The 22,474-nt window shown below is 61.6% G+C and carries 22 protein-coding genes and 1 tRNA gene; 18 read left to right on the forward strand and 5 right to left on the reverse strand.

Annotated elements, in window-relative coordinates:
* The first annotated feature begins 1 nt into the window (after position 1).
* The 15 genes from ACOZKU_RS12315 to ACOZKU_RS12385 all read left to right on the forward strand — a co-directional run bounded on the left by ACOZKU_RS12315 (position 2) and on the right by ACOZKU_RS12385 (position 16,498).
* Positions 2-430, forward strand: a complete 429-nt coding sequence (locus ACOZKU_RS12315) for a gp436 family protein (RefSeq protein ID WP_421579125.1) — start codon at positions 2-4, stop codon at positions 428-430.
* Positions 427-846: a phage tail terminator protein gene (locus tag ACOZKU_RS12320; protein WP_421579126.1), complete on the forward strand. Its 420-nt coding sequence runs from the start codon at positions 427-429 to the stop codon at positions 844-846. The genes ACOZKU_RS12315 and ACOZKU_RS12320 overlap by 4 nt, the downstream gene beginning before the upstream one ends.
* Before the next feature lie 2 nt (positions 847-848).
* Positions 849-1,022, forward strand: coding sequence for a hypothetical protein (locus tag ACOZKU_RS12325; protein ID WP_421579127.1), 174 nt, complete (start codon positions 849-851; stop codon positions 1,020-1,022).
* 2 nt (positions 1,023-1,024) lie between these two features.
* Positions 1,025-1,951 carry a phage tail tube protein gene (locus ACOZKU_RS12330; RefSeq protein WP_421579128.1) on the forward strand — a complete coding sequence of 309 codons (927 nt, stop codon included), beginning with the start codon at positions 1,025-1,027 and terminating at the stop codon, positions 1,949-1,951.
* 54 nt (positions 1,952-2,005) lie between these two features.
* On the forward strand, positions 2,006-2,419 hold the full coding sequence (locus ACOZKU_RS12335; RefSeq protein ID WP_421579129.1) for a hypothetical protein: 414 nt from the start codon (positions 2,006-2,008) through the stop codon (positions 2,417-2,419).
* A 104-nt stretch (positions 2,420-2,523) separates the two neighbouring features.
* The gene (locus ACOZKU_RS12340) at positions 2,524-2,802 is read left to right on the forward strand and encodes a DUF1799 domain-containing protein (protein ID WP_421579130.1); all 279 of its coding nucleotides are present in this window, start codon (positions 2,524-2,526) and stop codon (positions 2,800-2,802) included.
* Positions 2,802-6,614, forward strand: coding sequence for a hypothetical protein (locus ACOZKU_RS12345; RefSeq protein ID WP_421579131.1), 3,813 nt, complete (start codon positions 2,802-2,804; stop codon positions 6,612-6,614). The genes ACOZKU_RS12340 and ACOZKU_RS12345 overlap by 1 nt, the downstream gene beginning before the upstream one ends.
* A complete protein-coding gene (locus ACOZKU_RS12350) occupies positions 6,614-7,030 on the forward strand; it encodes a hypothetical protein (protein WP_421579132.1) in 417 nt (138 codons plus the stop codon). Before ACOZKU_RS12345 ends, ACOZKU_RS12350 begins: the two co-directional genes overlap by 1 nt.
* The gene (locus ACOZKU_RS12355) at positions 7,027-7,551 is read left to right on the forward strand and encodes a hypothetical protein (protein ID WP_421579133.1); all 525 of its coding nucleotides are present in this window, start codon (positions 7,027-7,029) and stop codon (positions 7,549-7,551) included. The genes ACOZKU_RS12350 and ACOZKU_RS12355 overlap by 4 nt, the downstream gene beginning before the upstream one ends.
* The gene (locus ACOZKU_RS12360) at positions 7,548-7,970 is read left to right on the forward strand and encodes an NlpC/P60 family protein (protein WP_421579134.1); all 423 of its coding nucleotides are present in this window, start codon (positions 7,548-7,550) and stop codon (positions 7,968-7,970) included. Before ACOZKU_RS12355 ends, ACOZKU_RS12360 begins: the two co-directional genes overlap by 4 nt.
* Positions 7,967-11,341, forward strand: coding sequence for a TipJ family phage tail tip protein (gpJ, locus tag ACOZKU_RS12365; RefSeq protein ID WP_421579135.1), 3,375 nt, complete (start codon positions 7,967-7,969; stop codon positions 11,339-11,341). Before ACOZKU_RS12360 ends, gpJ begins: the two co-directional genes overlap by 4 nt.
* Positions 11,342-11,349: 8 nt before the next feature.
* Entirely contained in the window at positions 11,350-13,680 is a 2,331-nt protein-coding gene (locus tag ACOZKU_RS12370) for an SGNH/GDSL hydrolase family protein (protein WP_421579136.1), read from the forward strand.
* A gap of 17 nt (positions 13,681-13,697) precedes the next feature.
* The gene (locus tag ACOZKU_RS12375) at positions 13,698-14,474 is read left to right on the forward strand and encodes a hypothetical protein (protein ID WP_421579137.1); all 777 of its coding nucleotides are present in this window, start codon (positions 13,698-13,700) and stop codon (positions 14,472-14,474) included.
* A gap of 84 nt (positions 14,475-14,558) precedes the next feature.
* Positions 14,559-15,479, forward strand: a complete 921-nt coding sequence (locus tag ACOZKU_RS12380) for a hypothetical protein (protein WP_421579138.1) — start codon at positions 14,559-14,561, stop codon at positions 15,477-15,479.
* A gap of 68 nt (positions 15,480-15,547) precedes the next feature.
* Positions 15,548-16,498 (forward strand): HNH endonuclease signature motif containing protein, encoded by a 951-nt coding sequence (locus tag ACOZKU_RS12385; RefSeq protein ID WP_421579139.1) that lies wholly within the window; start codon positions 15,548-15,550, stop codon positions 16,496-16,498.
* Positions 16,499-16,885: 387 nt separating this feature from the next.
* On the opposite strand, the gene ACOZKU_RS12390 is transcribed toward ACOZKU_RS12385, so the two are convergent.
* From ACOZKU_RS12390 to ACOZKU_RS12400, 3 genes are all read right to left on the reverse strand, one after another.
* Positions 16,886-16,962 (reverse strand) — tRNA-Met (locus tag ACOZKU_RS12390).
* Positions 16,963-17,095: 133 nt separating this feature from the next.
* Positions 17,096-18,292, reverse strand: a complete 1,197-nt coding sequence (gene mnmA, locus ACOZKU_RS12395; protein WP_421579140.1) for a tRNA 2-thiouridine(34) synthase MnmA — start codon at positions 18,290-18,292, stop codon at positions 17,096-17,098.
* 219 nt (positions 18,293-18,511) lie between these two features.
* Positions 18,512-19,261: a LuxR C-terminal-related transcriptional regulator gene (locus ACOZKU_RS12400; RefSeq protein WP_421579141.1), complete on the reverse strand. Its 750-nt coding sequence runs from the start codon at positions 19,259-19,261 to the stop codon at positions 18,512-18,514.
* A 437-nt stretch (positions 19,262-19,698) separates the two neighbouring features.
* Between ACOZKU_RS12400 and ACOZKU_RS12405 the strand changes: the two genes are divergently transcribed.
* Entirely contained in the window at positions 19,699-19,974 is a 276-nt protein-coding gene (locus tag ACOZKU_RS12405) for a DUF1153 domain-containing protein (RefSeq protein WP_007769470.1), read from the forward strand.
* A 60-nt stretch (positions 19,975-20,034) separates the two neighbouring features.
* Here ACOZKU_RS12405 and ACOZKU_RS12410 read toward each other — a convergent pair whose 3' ends face one another.
* Positions 20,035-20,523 carry a paraquat-inducible protein A gene (locus ACOZKU_RS12410; protein ID WP_421579142.1) on the reverse strand — a complete coding sequence of 163 codons (489 nt, stop codon included), beginning with the start codon at positions 20,521-20,523 and terminating at the stop codon, positions 20,035-20,037.
* 105 nt (positions 20,524-20,628) lie between these two features.
* Between ACOZKU_RS12410 and ACOZKU_RS12415 the strand changes: the two genes are divergently transcribed.
* Positions 20,629-20,910 carry a GNAT family N-acetyltransferase gene (locus ACOZKU_RS12415; RefSeq protein WP_421579143.1) on the forward strand — a complete coding sequence of 94 codons (282 nt, stop codon included), beginning with the start codon at positions 20,629-20,631 and terminating at the stop codon, positions 20,908-20,910.
* 81 nt (positions 20,911-20,991) lie between these two features.
* Here the strand turns inward: ACOZKU_RS12415 and ACOZKU_RS12420 are convergent, their stop codons facing one another.
* Entirely contained in the window at positions 20,992-21,342 is a 351-nt protein-coding gene (locus ACOZKU_RS12420; protein ID WP_117370476.1) for a flagellar export protein FliJ, read from the reverse strand.
* Positions 21,343-21,871: 529 nt separating this feature from the next.
* Between ACOZKU_RS12420 and ctrA the strand changes: the two genes are divergently transcribed.
* Positions 21,872-22,474 (forward strand): response regulator transcription factor CtrA (gene ctrA, locus ACOZKU_RS12425; RefSeq protein ID WP_162691249.1); only part of this gene is annotated, 603 nt, incomplete at its 3' end.

Consider the following 22,474-nt stretch of genomic DNA (forward strand, 5'->3'; position numbering starts at 1 on the left):
CATGCGGTACGCCAGCCTCACCGACTTGATCGAGCGTGCCGGCGAGGATGAAATCCTCCAGGTAGCCGACCGTGACAATGATGGCACGCCCGATCCTGACGTCGTCGAGGCGGCGCTTGGCCATGCTGACAACGTCGCCAACGGTTACCTCAAGACCCGCTACCAGCTCCCGCTCGCAGCGGTGCCCGACCTGGTGCGCACCTGGTGCGTGGCGATCGCGCGCTACTACCTGCACCGCCACGCTCCGCCCGACTATGTGGTTCGTGATTGGAAGGCCGCCGAACAGGCGCTGAAGGACATGGCGCGCGGCCTGATCGACCTGCCGGTTGGCGAGGGCGAGCAGCCGCCAGCTTCGGGCGACACCGGCAACGTTCATGTCGTCGGCCCCGATCCAGTGTTCACCCGCGAAAATCTGGAGGAGTGGCTTTGATCCAGGCGATCATCGACCGCCTGAAGGCTGGCGCTCCAACGCTGGTCGCGGTGCTTCCCGCCGAGGATATCGACGCCTTGTCGAAGGGCACAGCGCCGAGGTCGGCGACGGCGTTCGTGCTGCCGTACCGCGAGCAGGCCGAGCCGAATGAGCAGATGTCCGGCGCATTTCGGCAGATCATCGCCGTCCAGTTCCTCGTCGCCTTCATCATTCGCCGCCACGACGACGCCCAGGGCGGCGCGAAGGTGGCGATCTTCGACACGGTCAAGGCCGAAATCGAACAGGCGCTCGCCGGCTGGTCATTCGTTCCGGAAGCCGAACCTTGCGAACTCGTCGCGGCGCAGGCCGCACCCCTTGGCAATGGCGTCACGGCCTATGTGCAGACGTGGCAGACCAGCCGCTACCTGGAGACCTGAAGATGATCAGCGAAGGCGGATCGTACATCAAGAAGAACGGCAAGCTCGACCGCGTCGAGCAGACCAAGTGGCCGGAGGAGAAAGACGCCCTGGTCAAAACGCCACCGGCCGCTGAAGCCGACCCGAGCGCCGCGAAGGGTGCCGGCAAAGGCAATCCCGGCAACAAGGAGGCCTGACCATGCCGCGTTTCTTCCGCAATCGCGCGATCACCGCGAAAACCGAAACCGTCTATGGCGACGATGCCGCGCCCACCGGCGCCCTCAACGCCATGCAGATGACCAACGTCGTCTTCAACCCCTCAGTCGGCCAGGAAGAAAACCGCGATCTGGTTCTGCCCGGGATGGGCCACCAGGGCGTCATTCTGACTGGCAGCTATGCCACGCTTTCTGGTGAGGTCGAGATTGCCGGCTCCGGCACGGCCGGAACGGCGCCAGCCTATGGTCCGCTGCTTCGCGCGTGCGGCATGGCCGAGGTGGTCGATGCTGGCGTTGACGTCCAGTACACGCCGGTCTCCTCGCTGCATGAAAGCGCGTCGATCCATTTCAACGCCGACAAGGTGCGTCACGTCCTCCTTGGCGCGCGCGGCACCTTTACCTTCCAGCTGACCCCGCTACGGATCCCGCGCTTTGTCTTCACGATGACCGGCCTACTCGGCACGATCACCGACACCCCGTTGCCGACGCCGCTCACCCTTACTGGCTTCAAGCGGCCGGTACCGGTCAACAAGGCCAACACGACGTTTGCGCTCCACGGCCTTGCGGGCGCATGCGAGGGTTTGAACATCGACCTCGGCAACCAAGTCGAGCCGCGTTTCCTCATCGGCCATGAGAGCATCCAACAGGTCGACCGCCAGATAACCGGCAGCGCCGTCATGGAGGCGGTCACGCTGGCAACGAAGAATTGGTACGAGATTGCCGAACTCGGCACCCTCGGCACGCTTGCCGGTGCGCATGGCACCCAACCCGGCAACATCGTCCAGTTCGACGCGGAAGCGGTACAGATCGGGCGCGTCTCCTACGGCGAGACCCAAAAAATCATCAACAACACCCTGCCGCTGATGCTGACCAACCCCGGAACGGGCGAATTCACCATCACCGTCAAGTGACCGGCAGCGGGCGCACCGCGACCGTTTGAAGTGCCTTTGAAGCGAGGAAAAAGAATGTTCGTACTGGTTGAAACGCTGACGACCTGGTGGCCGGTGAAGGTCTATGAGCCCGACCCGGAGCGCCCCGGCAAGTTCGTCGCGCAGGAGTTCGAGGTCGAGTTCGAGATCCTCGACGATGACGCGGTGAAAGCGCAGCGTGAGGCGCGCGCCGCCGTTCTGGAAGCGGCGAGCGCTGACACCAGTGAAAACGGGCTCGCCCAGACCCAGCAGAAGCTCGACGAGCTGGACCGGCACTATTTCCTGCGCATCGTCCGCAACTGGCGCCAGGTGGTCGACGAAGGCAAGAAGCCGGTTGTCTTCACCGAGCAGATTTTCCTCCAGGCCCTCAAGCGCGCACACATCCGCGAAGCGATCGTCCACGCCTACAACGAGGCGATCGACACCGGGAAAGCCCGCCTAAAAAACTGACCGACGCGGCCGTCGCCTGGGCTCATGCCCGCAACGGCCGCTCCGATCGAAGCCGGCCGGCCGCGATCGACGCGGACGTCCAGCAGCAGTTTCTGGAACTCGGCGTGTCCGTCGAGATCGATCCGCAGAATGAGGGGACTATCGCCGTCATGGCAGCCAACTGGCCATCGCTCGAAGCCTTTATGGAGTGCTCCACGCAATGGCGCACCGAGGCCGTGACCATGGGCGGCGCTGGCGGCATCATGACCCAGATCGTGTTCCTCGGGCTCGACTACAAATCCTGCGAGACCGTGTTCCAGGATCTCGACGCAAAACCTCATGTGTTCCGTGATGTCCGGGCGATGGAACATGCGGCGCTTCCTGTCCTCAACGAGGTTGAGTGATGGTTTCACCTCTGAAGATATCGGCGCGCGTCGAGATCGACGCCTCGCAGGCAAAGCAGGGTGCCGCCTCCAGCGTATCGGCCGTTGACACCATTGGTGCAGCGGCCGAACGGAACACGACGAAAGTCCAGGCGCTCGTCAACGCCTCGGTCGGGCTGAATAGCGGCGCCGCCAACCAGAACGCCCGCGAATGGACTGGCGCGCTGGCGATGCAGGGCAAGTCTCTCGACGAGCTGCGCGCCAAGTACAATCCGCTCTTCGCCACCATCAGCCAGTACAAGGCAGCGCAGACTGAGATCCGCACGCTTCATGCCCAGGGCGTTCTCTCGACCGATGAAATGGTCGCGGCGCTCCAGCGACATCGGCAAGCGGCCCTAGTCTCTATTGACGCGATCAAGGGCCGATCGGCCGCGATGGCCGAGGAGGCCGCAGCGGCGGCGGCTCTTGCTGAACGAACCGACCAATTGCGGTCGCGCTTCGATCCCCTTTTCGCTGCGGGCGAGCGTTATCGAAAAGCCCTCGCCGATATTGCCGACGCCGAGCGCCTCGGCGCGGTCAGTGCTTCTGAGGCGATCGACGTGCGCCAGAGGGCAACGGTTGCGTACAATGCCGAGATCAACTCGCTTGAACGGCTCGCAACCGCCCGCAAGACAGCTGCGCAAGCCATCGTTGACCGCAATACGATCACGCCCGACCGAGGGCGTGACATCGCCGCCTATGGGACTGCCCTGGACGGGCTGAGGGCAAAGTACAACCCGCTCTATGCCGTCATCACACACTACAAGGCCGCCCAGGCTGAAATACGCCAGGCGCACGCGGTTGGCGCGATCTCCGCTGACGAAATGACAGCGGCACTGCAGAGGCAGCGGCAGGCGACGATGGGGACGATCGACGCCATCAAGGGCCGCTCGCGCCTTGGCGAAGGGTATGACCGTGAGGGCGGGTTCAGACGTCAGAACCTCGGCTACCAGCTATTCGACATCGGCCAGGGCGGGCTTTCCGGCATGCCTCTGGGCTTGATCGCAGCACAGCAGCTGCCCCAGGTAGCCCAACTTTATGCGGGCGAAGGTGGCGGCATCAAAGCCTTGCTAGCAGATGTCGGTAATTTGGCGACCGGCGCCGTGACGGCGATCGGTGCCATGCCGCTTGCGCTTGCTGCTGCCGGCACGGCCGCGATCTTGTACGACCGCAACGTCAACTCTGCCGCTGCCAGGGCGGAAGCAGCGCTTGAAAAGCACGAAGAGGCTCTTCAACGTATCAAGGCATTGTTCGATCAGAGCGGATCGGGTGCAGAGAGGTACGGCCAACGCGCCCAGAATGCGATTAGTTTCGCGGCTAGAACGGATCGCCGTAACCTCGAAGAAGCGCTTGCTGCGCAGACAAAGGCGGCAGGCACTCAGCTTTTGAACGCAGCTCCGCGCGGCTCCGGCGCCGCCATGACAAATCTGTATGGTCCGTACCTGCCGGCAGTGAACAAATTCATCGCAGAGGCTCGCCAAGGGAAGGGCGATATCCAAGCTCTCAACGATGAAATCGACCGCATCGCCAACGCGAATGAGGCCGACGACAGAATTCAGAAAATCGCCGAGCGGCTTCACGAAACAACCGGCGAAGCGATGAAAACGCTGTCGGCGATCAAAGAGCTGAATGGGGAAGTTGCCCGTACGACTTTGGATACGACGCGCACCGCCGCTGTCACTTCGATGGCGGGATGGCGGATTGAGAACGCCGACGCTCTGGCAGCCGTTCGCAAAATGAGCGCCGCAGAACTGGCCGGTATCGGTGCCCGGTCCCCAACGGAGTTGGCTGAGGCAGCCCGTACGCGTGTCGCTGCCGAGCCATTTGACCCGCGCGTTAGTGATGAGGTCAGGTACGCCCGCGAGAATGCCGCCGCAACTCTTGCTCGCGCCCAGGCGGAGAAGTCTCTTTCCGACGCCGCCGAGCAGCGCAATCGCCAGCTCGACAACAGCATCGAGAGCCAAAAACTGGAACTGTCCCTGATCGGCCAGACGGTCGGCGAGCAGGAACGCCTGCGCATGGCTTTCCGGCTGACATCCGAACTCCAGGCCGAGGCGGCACGCAACAACACCAATGTCAGCGCGGGCGAGTTGGCGCGCGTGCAAGCGTTGTCGGCGGAGTATGGCCGTCTTGCAGAACAGATGGTCGCCCGCAGGGCTCTCGATGAACAGGATCAGGAGATTGCCGCGCTTCGCGTGCGCCTGGCGCTAACCGGGCAGTCTGAAGACGTTCGCGCCCGCGCCATCCGGCATCTCGAAACGGAGCGCCAGCGCCGCGAGATGGGTCTTTCGCTGGGGAGCCGCGAGGCGGAACAATACCGCCAGAAGGAGGAGTTGATCGGGCGGCAAAACGAGCAGCTGCGCAAGCAGGAAGCCGCCTGGGACAAGGTGCGCGGCACGGCGGAAAACTCGATCGACACTGTCGTCGACAAGTTTTCCGAAGGCGACTGGAGCGGCGGCCTGGAGGACATTGCGAAAGACTGGAAGAAAAACCTTCTCCAACTCGGCGTGGCCAACCCGATCAAGAACATGTCCCTCGGCACCAACCACGAAACGCTTGACGATATCGGCGGCATCGGCGGTATGTTCTCCAAGCTGTTCGGCGGCGGGATGTCGACCGGGACCATGTCCGTCACGGCTGCGACGGTTTCGGTCAACGGCGGCGTGGCCGGTCTTCCCGGCCTGACCGACCTGAAGGCCGCTGCTGCCAACGACAATTCCAACGCGATCCCGCTTACGGGCGGCGCCGGAAATCCGCTCGGCTTCGTCGGCAACTACAAATCGGGTGTCGATCCGCGGTTGACGGACATCCTGCAGAAGGCCTCGCAGTCCTTCCCAGGCTACAAGGTGGACGCCATGTCCGGCTTCCGGCCGGGCGATCCGCGTTTCCATGGCAAAGGCCTTGCTACCGACGTCCAGTTGACCGACCTCGCGTCCGGCAAGCTGCTCGGCAATTACCAGGACGCGGCCACCTTCGGCACCTACGAGCGCTTTGCCCAGACAGCGCGCGCCGTGCAGATGCGCGACTACCCGGAACTTGCGGACAAGTTTCGCTGGGGCGGATACTTCGGCGGCGGCAAGGGCAAGTACGGCGCCGTTGACAATATGCATTTCGACCTCGGCGGCGCCGGCATGGCGGGCGGCTCCTGGGAGGGCGGTCTTACGTCCGCACAGCGCGCCCTCTGGCCCGGCATCGAGAGCAAGGGCAATGCGGCCGTGGCCGCTCTGGACAAGGTCGCCAAAACCTCATCGCTCGCCTCTGAAGGGCTAGGCGTGATGGGCACCGGAATGGGTGAGTTCGGCAAAGATCTTACGAACTTCTTTCCGGCTGCCCCTGGCGGCGGTAGCACTCCGGGCGGTGGCGGCGGGTTTCTCGGTTCTCTCTTCGGCATGCTCTTTTCGCCGCAGTATCGCATCGCAGCCGGTGGCGGCATCGGTCTCTATGCAAAAGGCGGTATTGCGGATCGGGCCTCCATCTTCGGCGAAGCCGGACCCGAGGCGGCTGTACCACTGCCCGATGGCCGCTCCATTCCGGTTACGCTCAACGTTCGGCAGGCCTATCAGAGACCGCAGCAATCCATGGGCAGCGGTGGCGCCGGCATGAAATTCGTCATAGAGAACCGGGGCTCGACGCCGGTCAAAGGCGAAGTTCAGGAGGAGACCGACAGTCACGGCCGCCGCCAGTACCGGGCCATTCTGGACGATGCCGTGTCGGCCGAATTGGCACGGCCGGGCAGCAGTAGCGGTCGGACGCTGCGTGCCATGGGCATGCCGTCCTTTGGAGCGCGGCGCTGATGTTGGTATGGCCGCCCGAACTCCCACGTCCCAACCGTGAAGGCTGGAACCCGTCGCTTCAGGATCCGCGCACCGATCGCGCGGCCGAGGCCGGCCCGGCCTTGCCGCGCCTCAATTACTCGGTCGTGCCGCGCCATGTCCGGCAGGTGATGACGCTAAGCCGCGACCAGAAGGCCGTGTTCGATAAGTTCCTGGAGCACCATACGCGTTTCGGCAGCCTGCCGTTTTTGATGATCGACCCGACGACGGACGGCTGGCCGGCGCTGATGTCCAACGGGCAACCGATGTTGCATAGCGATGGCCGGCCGGTGCTGTTGGCCCGCGTCAAGCGCTGTTTCTTCGGCAAGCCCATGCCCAGCGAAACGATTGTCGGAAACCGCTTCAATCTCGCTTTTACGATCGTGGTGCTGCGATGAGGCGCTATTCGTTTCCGGCACGCCAGGCACATCGCGGCGAGTTCTCCGACGAGGAGTTCGCGGTGCTCTTCATCATCGAGCATCCGGACATGGACAAGACGATCCGACTGTCATCGCACCCGACGCATGACCTCTCTTTCGACCCGCCGATGTGGGCGACCTATTCGACCTGGCGGACGGCAAACCCGACGGTCGACCCGTTCGTGTACCTGCCGATGGAGACGAACCTGCCCTCCGACCAGGAAGACGCGCCGGCATCGGGCAACATCATCGTCGTCAACTCGACGCCGCAGATCGCCAAGCTTCTGCGCAGCGTCATCGACCAGGCCACCCTGCATTTCGCGATGGTGCGGGCGGCGTCTCCCGACCTTATCGAAATGCAGATGTCGGACCTGCTCGTCATCGACCACGACATCACGGCCGGTGAGGTCACGATCGAGTTTTCGCGCGAACCCACCGAATTTGAGATGGACCCGGAAGGGGTGATGACGAAGGAACGCTTTCCGGGGATGCACCGATGAGCACGCACTGGAGCACCCGCTACATCGGCACGCCCTATCTCGACCTCGGCCGCAGCCTTGCCGGCGTCGATTGCTGGGGCCTACCCTTTGTCGCCTATCCGGCCGAGCTGGGCATCACCGTGCCGGCCTATACCGGCTATGCCAGCACCGAGGAGCTGGCCGAGGTCGACGCGGTGATTGCCGGGGCAACCGGAAGCGAGACCTGGCTGGCAGTCGACGGGCGGCCGCGCGAATTCGACATCGCCATTTTCCGCCTTGGCCACTATCGCCGGCACCTCGGCATCGTCCTGTCGCCGGGCCTGATGCTGCACGCTCACGTCGACTGCACCAAGATCGAGCGCTATGCGGTCCCGAAATGGCAGGACCGCCTGGTCGGCACATTCCGCCACGCTGAGATGGCCGCGAGGTTCGCGCGATGACCTTGGCCACCATCCCCGTTATCGCCGCACCGATCGCCGATCCCGGTCTTGGCCGCATCCGCATCGTTGTGCCGGTCGGTACCACGATCGCCGAGATGGTCGAGAAGACGCTGCCGGGCTTGCCGGTCGAGGCTATGCAGTTTGTCCGCGTGACGATGACCAGCCGGCGCCGAACCGTCGAGGTGGAACATCATCGCTGGCATAAGATCAAGCCGAAGGCGCATGTGACCGTGGTTATCCGGCCTATGCCGGGCAAGGACAGTCTGCGGTCCATCCTGCAGATCGTCATTTCGATCGCCGCGATCGCGCTCGGGCAATATTGGGGTGCGTCGCTCGCCGCCAGTTGGAACCTGGGCACCACCGGCACGGCGCTGCTCAAGGCGGGCCTCTCCATGGGGCTCAACGCCATCGGCATGCTGGCGCTCAATGCGCTGGTACCGATCGCCAGCCCTGACGGCGGCGAGCGCAAGACGAACTATACGATCAGCGGCTGGAAGAACCGCCTGGAGCCCAACGGCGTCATCCCCGACCCGATCGGCAAGCATCGTTATGCGCCGCCCTTCGCCGTCCCGCCCTTCGCTACGATGCGCGGCGACGACATGTGGATCACAGGTGCCTTTCTTGTCGGCTATGGCAGCAATGATCCCGCCGGCGGCGTGGCGATGAGCGACTTCAAGATTGGCGATACATCGCTGTCAGAGTTCGACCCCGACACCTACATTCTGGAAGTCCGCGAAGGCTTGCCCGACGACGATCCGCTTAGCCTCGTGGCCTTCACAACGTACCAGGAGCCGGTCGGGGCCGAGCTGACGCGTCCTTTCCCGCGCGACGAGAAGGGAGAGCCGCAAAAGAACGACCCGACAATAGAGACGCCCGTGGTGCGGTCCACAGGATCGAACGCGACCGGCGCCTCCTTTATCCTGACCTGGCAGGGCGGCCTGGGGCGCGTCGACAAGAAGGGCCGGTATCGTGCCGTCGATTGTGTCATCCGCATCCGTCAAAAGCTGACGGGAACGGTCGAGTGGCAGGAAGTCGAAACCCTGAACATCCGGGCGAAGAAGCTCGGTGAAGGCTTCTCACGCCAGCACAGCTGGCAATTTCCGTCGCGCGGCATCTGGGATATCGAGCTGACGCGGATGACAGACGAGCATCTCGACGCCCAGACACAGTCGCGCTGCACCTGGGAAGCGCTCCAGACGATCCGCCCCGAATATCCGATCAACTCGAAGAAGCCGCTCGCTCTTGTCGCCCTGCATATGAAGGCGACGCACCAGCTCAATGGCACGCTCGACAATTTCAATCTGATCGTATCGCGGCGCTGCAAGGATTTCGACACAGCGACCGGCAATTGGGTCTGGCGTGAGAGCAGCAACCCGTCCGCTTGTTTCCGCTACAAGATGCAAAGTTTAGCCGTCGTTCGGCCGGCGCCGGATAGTGGCATCGACATCGAGACCCTTGAGGATTGGCACGATTTCTGCCGCCTGAAGGGCCTGAAATACGACCGCGTCCAGGACGACAGCGCCAACCACCTGGAGCGCCTGGTCGAGATCGCCCGCGCCGGCCGTGCCGCCCAGCGGCACGACGGCCTCCGTCGCACCGTCATCATCGACCGGCCGTCCAACATACCGATCGACGAGGTGAGCCCGCGCAATGCCGGCCAGATCAGCGTCAAGCGCGTCTATCTGCGCCCGCCGCATGCCTTCCGGGTCACCTTCAACGACGCGACCAACAATTACGAGCCGTCCGAGCGCTGGATACGCTGGCCAGGCTACGAAGGCGAGATGACGATTACCGAGCAGCTCGCGCTGCCCGGCAAGACCGATCCCGTCGAGATCTTCGTCGAGGCGACGCGCCGCATGTACGAAGCCATCTATCGGCAGGACGTCATTACCTATCTCCAGTCGGGCGCCTCCCGCGTCGCGACGCGCGGCGATCATGTGATGATGTCTCTCGACACCTTTGACGAGGGCCAGCGATCGGCGCGCGTGCTGTCGATCGAGGGTCGGCTCATCGAGCTGGACGACGCGGTTACCATGGTCGCGGGCAAGAGCTACGGCATTCTGTTCCGCGCCTTCGCCGACGAAGACGATGACGCCGGCATGACCGTCATGCGTACAGTCGCGACCGACGCTGGCGACGGGCGGGTCCTGCGTGTCAGCGGCGCGGGAGCCATGCCGAAGGTCGGAGAGGCGGTCTACTTCGGTGAGGCCGGCAAGGAGACCTCGCAGATCCTGATCACGTCCGTCGAAAGCGGCGTGGCCTTTTCCGGCTACTATCGCGCCGTGCCGGCAGCGCCCATCATCGACGAGCTGACCGACGCTCGTGAAATCGAGCCCTGGGACAGCCGCGTCGGCATCGAGATCGGCGAGAATTTCCAGCAGCCGGCCGCGCCGCGTTTCGTCGGTATCGATACCGGGTTTGTAGGCACTGGCGACGCCTCCGGCCTCTCCATTCTCGTCGCACCTGGCACCGGGCCGATCTACACGGCGCGCTATGTCCTGGAGCACCGTTTGCTTGGTGCGCCGGGATGGGTGCCGATCAATTTCCCATCGGTCGCGGGCGGTTGCGAAATCCTCAGCGTCTACAGCGCCGGCCAACACGTCCAGCTGCGCGTCAAAGGCCTGTCGCTGACCGGCGTGGAGGGGCCTTATGGCCCGGTGGTCGAGGTGGTGGTGGGCGGCGCTGACCTCGACGTCCCCGGCGCGCTGGACACCAGCACGATTTCCGTGAGCGCGCTGCTCGGCGGCGCCCTCATCGCCGGCACCACGACGGACGACGCCGCCCTCACGCATTTGCAGCTGTATCATTCGACGACGGGCTCGGTGAACACCAGCACCGACGCCGTGGGCGAGCCGGTCGTGGCTTCGCCGTCGCGACCCTTCTCCATTTCGCATGGCGACACTACGCGGACGAACCTCGCGCCTAACAGCACCTTTGACAACGCGACTGGCGTAACGCTGGGCCCTGGCTGGTCGATCGTTGCCGGCGCGGCCAAGCACGTCGGCCCGACTGCGGGCGGGCTCAGTGAGGCAATCCCGTTGAAGCCGGGCAAGTTCTACCGCATCGCGGTCGGCTTGTCGGCCGTCACGGCCGGCACCCTCCAGCTCCAGTTGATCGGTGGTTCGCCGCGTCCCGGGGCAACGCTCGGCGCCAACGGCGACCATTCCGATCGCATCCAGGCCGTCACCGGCAACAATGCGATCAACCTTGCCGCAAGCGCCACCTTCGCGGGCTCCGCTGACAATCTCGCCGTCTTCGAGGAAACCGCAACCAGCCTCGCCGCTGGCACACACTACTACTGGCTTGAGCCGCTCAACGACGATGGCGTTGCGGGTCCGCTGGCAGGTCCATTCATCGTCATTATTCGTTGAGGTAGAACATGGCCGACGCAGGCGTAAGAACAACCAACTTCGATCCGATCCAGCTCGCAGACGAGCTGCTTGCAAACCGTGACGGCTCGACCGGCGCCATACCCGTCGCGTCCCTTGCGATACAGATGGCCGGGACTGGCGCGATCGCCGACGCCCTCGACGACCTGTCCGTCCGCGTGGATGCCGCTGCCGTCAACAGCCGGCCGGTCTACTCGATGCAGCTCGCAACGACGGGCAACGTCGTGCTCTCAGGCGAGCAGGTGATAGACGGTCAATTGACGGCAGCCAGTGATGTGGTGGTCAAGGATCAGGCCGATCAGAGGCAGAATGGTGCCTGGCGCACAGGAGCGGGCGCCTGGGCACGCCTTGCGGCTTTCGATACCGGCGCAGAATTGCACACGCAGCGCTTCTTCGTTCGTTCGGGCACGTCCAATGCATCCATTACCTTCGGCGTGCAGAACCCGACGATCCCGGTCATTGGCACGGACAATATTGTCATTAAGGAGGTCGAGCGCCAGAACACCTCAAAGCCTTCGGCGCTTGACGCTTTGCGCGGCGCGGCGAACGCGATCGCGACGGCTGCGGCGATCAATCTGGATACGGCGACCGGCGACCTGGTGCCGCTCACGGGCAGCGTGACCGTCTCAACAGTCACGCTTGGAACCGCGCGCGAACGCTGGGCGGTGGTGACAGATGCCCCCTTGTTTGTCGTCGGGCCAAGCCTGAAGGGCAGTAACGGCGATGACAACGTCCAGGCTGGTCCGGGCGACCGCATTTTCTTCAAAGGCGAAACCGGCGGCGTCGTCAAATTCGTGCTTCATCCGGCCAATCCGGTTTTCCGCCAAGGCTCAAGCCTCACCAGCCACGATTTGACCGACGACGACGATAATCTGCTTGCGCAGTTCATGGAGCGGCGCGCCGAGTTCGCGGGCTTCGTCTTCCTGGATGATGCCAATCCGAGCATCGACCTGGTTGATGAGGACGACAACATCATCCCTGCGGATTTTGAGACGCCTGCCACCACGCCGAGCAACAATGTCCGCCTCCTGCCACGGCTCCTGGTCGATGGCGATAGCATGGGCGCGCAGGTTTCGTCGCCCGGCCGGACTGCGGCGCGCGGATGGATGTTCTGGCTCCAGCTCGCGACGGGCGCCCGTTTCGATTTCCAGCCCGGCTACAACTTCGCCAAGGCAGGCGACACCAGCGAAGACATGCTGGCGAGGATTTCCGGCATTCTCTCGGCGCCTGCCGCAAGGGTCATCAACATCATCCAGACGAATGACCGTACGCCGGGATCGGCGACGGCTCCAGTGTCCCCGGTCTGGCCTGCCACACGCACGCAGGCCGCACTGAAGAGCTACCGCAATCAGCTTCTTAGCTCCGGCAAGGAAATAGCCTGGATTGCCACTGTCCCGCGTGGGGACGGCCTTGGCAGGCCCTACAGCGCCGGATTGGCGGGCGACAATCTCGCACACCAGTTCGCCATGCGGCGTTGGTTCCTTGATGATGCGGCTTTGGCTGGCGTTGAGGCGATCGACGTCTGGCCGGTGCTGGCAGACCCGGCCTTGACGACCGGCAAGGCGCTGGACACCGATCTGCACGACGGCTTGCACGGAGGGCCGCGTTGGGCTCGCAAGATCGGCTTTCGGGCGGCGCCGTATGTCATGAGCTGGTTCCCGCCGCGCCCGCGCCTTGTCGCCTCCAACGGTGACCTCTACGCGGCCGGCAATCCGCGCGGTGCTCTCAATGCCAATCCCATGATGCTGGGTTCTGGGGGCACACTCGGCGCAGGCTGTGATGGCGACCTCGCAACGGGCTGGTCGGCCGTTGCCGGCGCCGGGCTGACCGCGCACTTTGAAAAGCGGATCATCGACGGCGTGGAATGGCAGGAGTGTGTCGTCAGTGGTGCCCCGACTGCCTTCAACCCCGGCACCAACCCGGTCGATCCGGTGCCGGTATCCGTCGAGATTTCGGCCCCGCTAACCAATCTCGCTGTTGGCGACAAGTACGAGGGCATCGGCGAAATCTGGATGCTCGATGGAGCAATCGGCGTTCGCGGTTTTGCCATCTACACCACCACCACGACGTCGAGCGGCACAGTCACCTGTGCGGCCGGCGAGCCGAGCCTTGCTCGCGCAGGCACCCCGAACCTTGACCTGTCAGGCGAGGAATTTTCAGGCATCGCACCCGTTCCAGTCAGCGAGCCGCTTATCGAAGTGCCGACAGCAGCGAAAATTGCGGTGGTCATCGCCGGTGCACCGCACGACCCTTCCTATCCTGATGTCCCGATCAGCGGGACGTTCCGTTTCCGCGCTGTCAGCGCCCACAAGACAATTTAACGAACAGGAGCGAGTGAATGCCGCGCATTTCCGTACCCAACCTCAACATCCGCACCAAGTCCCGCAAAATGTCCCTGCCTCTGCCCGGCGCACTCGGCTGGTGGTTCCTCTCCGACAGTCTTGAGAGTGCGGTTCGCAACCGCGTACCCGGCATGCCGGATGCTATCGTCTACGGCCTGCCCACGGCGGTCGACAGCGGTAGCGCCCTGGAACTGAAAGGGCTGTCCAATTTCCTCGAAACCGAGATCGTCGGGCCGGTAAAGCCGGATGGCTCTCGTGCCGGCCTGACAATCTTCTGCGTCGGCTGGACGCTCGACACTCTCGCTGACGTTGCCCACCGTCCCGTTTTTGTCGGTGCCGATGGCGGCCTGCCGGTGTTCGAGGATACCACCAACACCGCGATTGGTCTGTTCCTGCGTGTGTTCGCCGCAAACGCTCTCAGCTTGTCGGCTTCGCGCGGCACTGACACGGCGACAGATATCGCCAACGCGGCAAACATTACGGGTGTCGTCAACACCACACCTGCATTGATGGTTTGCCGGATCCCGGCCGGTGCGGGCAACAACACACTGGTCAACAGGACAACCGGCCAGACGGCGACGTCAGCCGGCGCAGCGCTTCCCCATTTTCCGACGCGCCAGAAAATCCGGATCGGCTCCGGCTATGCAAACTATGCCGGCACGTGCCGAATTTCGGAAGTTGCCATCTACCCCGAACTGACGATTGACCAGGAGGACGTGGTTGTCGCCCGCCTTCGCCGCAACCAGCAGCGACGTTGGGCGCGGGTTGTTTGACTCGGAGGCTTCGTCCTCCTTTCAATCAGTGAGAGAAACGATAAATATACTTAAATCGCCAGCCTCAACGCTAAAGGCCAGATTATGCCCGACACAACCGCTTTAACGCCCGCAAAGAAAAAAACGTGCTTTGTGGTGGGACCAATTGGCAGCGAGCACTCGGAGAGCCGCATTCACGCAGACTGGCTACTCGAAATGATTATTCAACCGGTCTTTGAGCAGCATTTCGAGGCATTTGAGGTTATCCGCTCCGACACTATCACTCAGCCCGGAATGATCGATGCCCAAATGATAGGCCACCTCTTGGATGCCGATCTCGTCATCGCCGACATGAGTGAACGCAATCCGAACGCCTTCTATGAGATGGGCATTCGGCACATGACGAGCCGCCCGATAATTCACATGTTTTTGAAAGGCACCGAAATCCCGTTCGATGTCGCGCCATACCGCGCGATCGATTTTTCGAGAATCCATCCCTCGGATATTAGAAAGGCGCAAGCTAGGCTTAAAGAGGCCGTCGAAGCAGTGCAACACCCCGACTATAAGGTGGAGAACCCTGTAACGCGAGCTCGTGGGGTGCAAAAACTAGCAGATGACGCCACACCGGGAATGCAAGTGCTTATTCAACAGATTGCCGACCTGAGCACAAGGATGCATCGGATTGAGGGCACCGAGGATCACTCATATGGCAATGTTCGACGTAGCCTCGCGGACAGACCGGTGTTTCAATCCCGGACGCCGGATTTCGTCTACAGGGTCATCTTCAGCGCCAATTATGCTTCACCAGAACGCTTTAGGATTTTTGAGGAACAAGCTAGGACCACGATATCTGCGATCTTTATGACGGGCGGGGCTAATGTCCTCTTCGTGCCCCGCGACGATGTGGTCGATATTGCGTTCTATGAACCTATGGATGCAGAACCGCGAGTGAGGTTCCGAGAGTACCTCAAGAGCCAAAGAGGGGTATTGGAAGTCACTACCCCGGAACATGCCAAACGCACGTAAACTAACGTGCGACGCTCATTGTCTGCACCTGTAGTGCCTTGCCTTCCGTTTGTCGTCCAGAGGGACCAATGCCCAAGAACAAGTATGGCCTCGACAGAGAAGTGGGCGCAGACGTGCGCAGGCAGTTGCGTCAGGAGGCGGGCTTCGGATGCGTGAAATGCGGGTTCGCAATCGGCGACTATCACCATATTGATCCGTTATTCGTTGACGCGAAAAAGCATGATCCTTCTCGAATGGCCTTTTTGTGCAAGCAATGCCACGGGAAGTTCCACGGCGGTTTCCTTTCGGCGGAAACAATTTGGGAGGCGAAAGCCAACCCAAAAGCCCGGCGGCAAGGGTTTTCGCTGGAGGAGTTTGACTTCCCGTCTCACACTATGAAGGTCCACCTAGGTTCCCTGCTATTTGTCGATTGCGAAAACATCATCATGATTGAGGGCGATCCAGTGATAGCGGTTCGCCCCCCCAAGGAGCCAGGGGAACCGCTACTAATTAGCGCCAAGTTGGTCGATGTAGACGGTATCGTACGGATGTGGATAGACGATAACGTTTGGATGGCCAACGTTGACAACTGGGACGTTGAGGCAACCGGTGGTAGGATCGTCTTTAGGGATGCTCCTGGGCGCATTCGAATCTCAGTATCCAACCGCGATAGAGAGCTCGATTTCGAGCGACTAAATATCAATTCGAGTGGCCATCACCTTCAGTTCGACAAGAAGTCCGGGTTCATCATGAGCACTCGATGGGGTGAGGAGTTCACTTTGGGCCAAGCGACTTTTGAAAAATTCAGGACGGGAATTTTGTTGGAAGGCCCGATTTTGGCTCTCGGTGCGGACGCGCAACCTGGAGCTGGAGCAGAAACGAGTTCCGCTTCGGTGAACGGCAACGTTCGAACGCAAGAGAGAATGCGCGAGATTTTTCAGGCGAAACTACATCATTACGGTATGGCGTACATGGCCGCTCCAGATTTCGGCGGCAGGGAGCCTTCCACATTTACGAACGCCGTCGTTGTCGTACGTTAGTTAATCGCCTTCCCCAACGCCGATGTCTTGATGCCAAAGGCCACACCGCGCGACACTAGAGGTGCCGGTCAAGCGCCCCTAAAATTTTCTGTCCGAAAGCTAGTGCCGATCTGTCCGAAAACTGCCGCCGCGCCACAGTAGAGTGGGCGGTAGGTCATGCCATTACATAGGGCAGCGAAAATCGGGGCAGGCTTAGGCGGGGCTCAATGAGGCTTTAAAGGGCATTTTGACAAGCGGCTGCGACTTTTCAAAATTCGCATTTCTCGTGTCAAAAGTCGCAAAATTCGCGGCCGGCTACAGTCTCAACACGAGACATCCGCAATAACGTCCTGAAAAATAAAGATGATTTACATTATTCAGGGAGAGCGCTATTTTGCATGAGATTTTTGGTAGCGGAGGAGGGATTCGAACCCCCGACACAAGGATTATGATTCCTCTGCTCTAACCTACTGAGCTACTCCGCCGACCGAAGGACGATTGGACCGTGGTCCGTTTTCCGTCCGGTGCGCGGCTTATAAGGGGCGGCTCCTGCGGGTGTCAAGCGACCTTTGCAGGAAAAATCGCTTTGTCCGCAAAGGCCTGGGGAGACCCGGCTTTTCAGGCGGCGGCCGGGGTGGCGAGGATGCGTTTCAGCGCGTCTTCGGCAGCCGCCTCCCGTTCCGAGCGCTGGATGAAGCCGCCACCATAGATGCGGGCGTCCTCGCCTTCGCCGGAATAGAGCGCGCAGGCTTGGCCGGGTGCGACGCCGGCTTCGCCTTCCGAAAGCTCGACATAGATGCCGCGCTCGTTGGCCGCAAGGCGCGCGGGGCGCGGCGGGCGGGTCGAGCGGACCTTGGCGTAGCAGTCGAAGCCGCCGGCAGCCACGGACGCGAGATCGCCGTCGCCGAGCCAGTTGATGTCGCGCAGATAGAGCCGGCGCGTTTCCAGCGCTTCCTTGGGGCCAACGATGACGCGGCGCGAGCGGGCGTCGAGATAGACGACATAGAGCGGCTCGCCGGTCGCGATGCCGATGCCGCGACGCTGGCCGATCGTATAGTGCAGGATGCCGTCATGGCCGCCGAGCACGCGGCCGTCGATATGCACGATCTCGCCGGCCAAGGCCGCATTCGGCTTCAGCTTGTTGACGATATCGGTGTATTTGCCCTGCGGCACGAAACAGATGTCCTGGCTGTCGGCCTTCTTGGCGACGACGAGGCCCATCTCCTCGGCGAGCGCGCGCGTCTCGGCCTTGGAGAGATGGCCTAGCGGGAAGCGCAGATAGTCGATCTGCTCCTGCGTCGTGGCGAACAGGAAGTAGCTCTGGTCGCGCTCGGCATCGACGGGGCGATAGAGCGCGCGGCGCTCGGGGGCGCCCGGCTGTGGGTTCGGGCGCGAGCGGATATAGTGGCCGGTGGCGAGCGCGTCGGCGCCAAGCTCCTTGGCGGTGGCCAAGAGGTCGGCGAACTTGACGGTCTGGTTGCAGGCCACACAGGGGATCGGCGTTTCGCCGGCGATGTAGCTTTCGGCGAAGGGATTGATCACCGTTTCGCGGAAACGCTTTTCATAGTCGAGCACATAGTGCGGGATGCCGAGCGTTTCGCAGACGCGGCGCGCATCGTCGATATCCTGGCCCGCACAGCAGGAGCCGGCACGGTGCACGGCGGCACCGTGATCGTAGAGCTGCAGGGTGATGCCGAGAACGTCATAGCCCTGGCGTTTCAGGATGCCGGCCACGACGGAACTGTCGACGCCGCCCGACATGGCGACGACGACACGGGTGTCTTCCGGCTTGCGATCGAAATCGAGACTGTTCACGCGAGGTCCGTTCCGGTGGTGCGGCCTTTGCCGCTGCGCACCTTGACTTGAGGCCGAAACCGGCCGTTGCAGCGCCCCGCAATGTCGGAGCATCCTTCGTGCGACATATAGAAACTTGCCGCACCGAGAGCAAGAGAAGGCCGGAAACCTCGTCTTTCCGGCCACGCGGGAATTGTACTTCCGGTCCTCAGAAAGGACAGATCACAGCGTGAGGGAAAATCAGATGAGGCGCAGGCGCAGCGCGATCGCGATCGCCTGCATGCGGTTGACCGCCTGCAGCTTGCGGGTGGCGCTCTTGAAATAGCTGCTCACCGTATAGACCGAGATGCCGAGAATGATGGCGATCTCGTCGCTGCTCTTGCCGGCCGCCGCCCAGCGCAGGCATTCGACCTCGCGGCTGGAGAGTTTTTCCCGGCCGGCCGTGACTGAGACGAAGGTCTTTTCCAGGCATTCGAACAGTTGCAGCGCAGCGAAGTGCAGTTCTGTCAGCTCGGTGCGGACAAGCGGCGCGCGCGTGCCGGAAAACACCATCAGATAGGGATCGCCGGTCGTGGAATGCAGAAGGAAGGCGGTGGTTGAGGTCAGGCCGTGGCTCTCGGCCAGTGCGATTGCGCTTCCGGCCTGGATGTTTTCCCAATCGGCAGGGGCAAAGAGCGCGCTGTCGCCCTGGATGGGCAGCTTGGTCATGCCCGCCTCGATGGCGAGCCGGCTGATATGGAACAGCGCCATCGCATCATATTTGCGCACGAGATCGGCAGGCCAGTTGCTGACGAGCAGGCGCTCGGCAAACCGCTGCTGCTCGTTGGCCGGGAAGCGCGAGACCAGGAAGTGGCTGAAACGGAAGTGGTTTGCGCATTGGCGCATGAGGTGCAGCACTTCATATTCGGTCTGCACGGTCTCCAAATTCGCCGTGGACAAGAATTCGGGCGACCAGCCCTGCTGCAGGAGCATGTTGTCTGGATCTCTCATTTTCCGTTTCCAACAGCCGGCGCGCCGCGCCGGGCTCGTGTGCATTCTCGGTCCGGAAAAATCTTGGAGCATCCCTGGGCAGGCAGCGTCAAAAAACGCCACGGACGCCGTATTCCCAATGGAAACAGCGCGCGGAAGAAATTCATGTGGATGCTTCCAGGGAGCTCCGGTAGCATCGACCCGACGCCGCCCCCTTAAATTTAGGGGCGTATTAGCAGCATTTGAATAAAATGGAAATGAAATATTTGCATGGCTCCCATGCAGCAGCCGGGAGTGCGCCTTTTGCCCAACGTAGCGGAAACCAATGCTTTGCGAGACCAACACCAAGTGCGAAGCCGCTCAAAAGATTAGAAAATTGTTAGTGTGCGCTTAGGCAAATCTTAAATGTGGCGGGCTAGAGTTCCTGCATATGGTCTTGAGTTTATGTAGAGAGTCCAATGACCGAACTGATACGACCCCGCGTTAAATACGTCATCGGCCCCGATGGCAGCCCTCTGACGATCGCCGATTTGCCGCCAGCCAACACGCGGCGCTGGGTGATTCGTCGGAAGGCAGAAGTCGTCGCCGCCGTGCGTGGCGGGCTTTTGAGCCTCGAAGAAGCCTGCGAACGCTATACGCTGACGGTCGAAGAATTCCTGTCCTGGCAGTCCTCCATCAACGACCACGGCCTTGCCGGCCTGCGCACCACGCGCATCCAGCAGTATCGCCACTAGACCCATTCTGGATCGAGACCGCAGCGGCCGCGTTTGACGCGGCCGCTGTTTTATTGCGCCTCAATGCGGCTTGAGCTTCATCTGCAAAACGCCGGTCATGATCGCCGATGCCGCATAGAACCAAAGGCCCGGCTGCGTGAAGGCGGAGGCCATGCCGCTCGTCTTGGCCGCGACGATGACCAGCGCCACCAGCATCACATCCATCATCGACCATTTTCCGAGCACCGGCAGCAGCCGGGCAAGCCAATTGGCCTTGCCGGCGCTCGCTTGCGCAGGAGCCGTCGCCTCCAGCGCCATGCCGAAAAGCTTGACGATGGGAAAAACGATGGAAAACAGCGCCACGAGCACGGCCAGCCCGCCGCTCCCCTGCTCCCAGAGCGAGACCACGATATCGATCAGCGACGGTGTTTCATTGAAGAAATAGAGCTTTTCGAACCGGACGAGCGGCAGCACAAGGCCGAAAGCGAGGCAAAGGCTGGAAAGAACCAGAAGGGCGGGAACGACGAGGATCATGCAATGCTTCGCGTTGAAGATCGCCTTGCATAACATCCGTTTCGTTCCGATGCAGCACGGACTGTTCACATCCTCATGACTTGCCGGATTAAGCCGAACGGGAAAGGATGACGCCGACACATCATCAGCGAGGAGCAGACCATGGATATCCGGCATGAAGACAATGGCTCGAAGGGGCGCTATTCCGCTACCGTCGAGGGCCATGAGGCCGAAGTGACCTATTCGCGCGCCTCGCCGCAGCTCATCATCGTCGATCATACCGGCGTGCCGGATGCGCTGCGCGGCAAGGGCGTCGGCCAAGCGCTGGCGGCCCATGCGGTGGAGGAGGCGCGCAAGGGCGGCTGGAAGATCATGCCGCTCTGCCCGTTCTTCAAGGCGCAGGCGCTGCGCCACAGGGACTGGGCCGACGTCGTCAACCTTTGAAACCTTGCGCAAAAAAACGCGAAGAGCCCTCGTGAGCGGTCTTGCGGCCGCTCGCGAGGGTTCTTCAGAAGGCAAACGAAATCAGGCGCGAAGCCGGACCGCGTTGTCCCGCTCTTCCAGCGCCGAAGCCTTGGCGAATTCCGCCTCGGCCTCTTCCAGCGCCAGCTCCGCGGCATCCTGCTGCACCTTCAGTTCCCGAATCGAGACCTGCAGGTTGTCGGATCGCTGCCGCGCCGCCTTGGCGAAGGTGGGATAGGCGAAGTGATTGGGATCGGTAATCCCGGACTTCTTCTCTTCGATGGCAATCTGGCTCTCCAGCTCCTTCGACATCCGTTCGAATTCGGACATCATGAGCTGCAACTGAGACAGCTGCCGTCTTTTGTCTTTCACCTGAAATTCCTTCAGGCGAACTAGGCTCTCACGCGACTTCATACGCAATACTCCCGTGGATAGCGAGACCCCGGCATAAAGGCTGGCGGCCGCCGAACACGATGGCGAACGCTTAACCCGGCATTCCAAATCAGTTCCAAAATGCGGCTCTCACCGCCTGTCGGAACCGATCTTTCCACCCGAAGCTCGACAAAACACGCCGAGCGTTAAAAAAAACCTAGCGAGAATTAATGAATCCCTACCGCTGGTAACCTTTCGTTTACGGGCATCGTTAATCATAGGTTCGATGATTTAAGGCTCGGTAAATACGGTTCGCAAAAAACAAGGTGGTCCGCATTGGTGAGTCTAAAGAGTCGGTTAGCGTTGTTTCTTAACGAGAAAAATTAAGAGACAAATTTTCGATTCACATTAGAAATCAGGAGTCTGCCTAAAATAATTAACAGATCGATACACCTTGCCAAAGTGAATCAGGATTTGTTAACCATTTCGTGGCAGCCTCCAAATCAGGCAACGACTGGATCCGTATCGCGTAGGGGGCCAGGTACCTTGAGCGGCGGAAAAGGGGACAGATATGCGGGTTCTACTCATTGAGGACGACAGCGCGACAGCGCAGAGCATCGAACTGATGCTGAAGTCCGAAAGCTTTAATGTGTATACCACCGACCTCGGCGAGGAAGGTGTCGATCTGGGCAAGTTGTATGATTACGACATCATCCTGCTCGATCTCAATCTGCCCGACATGTCGGGTTATGAAGTTTTGCGCACGCTGCGCCTGTCCAAGGTCAAGACGCCGATCCTGATTCTGTCGGGCATGGCGGGTATCGAAGACAAGGTGCGCGGCCTCGGCTTCGGTGCCGACGACTACATGACGAAGCCGTTCCACAAGGACGAACTCGTCGCCCGCATCCACGCCATCGTGCGCCGTTCCAAGGGCCATGCCCAGTCGGTCATCGCGACCGGCGAACTGATCGTCAACCTCGACGCCAAGACCGTCGAAGTCGGCGGCCAGCGCGTGCACCTGACGGGTAAGGAATACCAGATGCTCGAGCTGCTCTCGTTGCGCAAGGGCACCACGCTCACCAAGGAAATGTTCCTCAACCACCTCTATGGCGGCATGGACGAACCGGAACTGAAGATCATCGACGTCTTCATCTGCAAGCTGCGCAAGAAGCTC

Origin of the sequence: Shinella sp. M31 (assembly GCF_049199205.1) — a bacterium.
GTDB lineage: Bacteria > Pseudomonadota > Alphaproteobacteria > Rhizobiales > Rhizobiaceae > Shinella.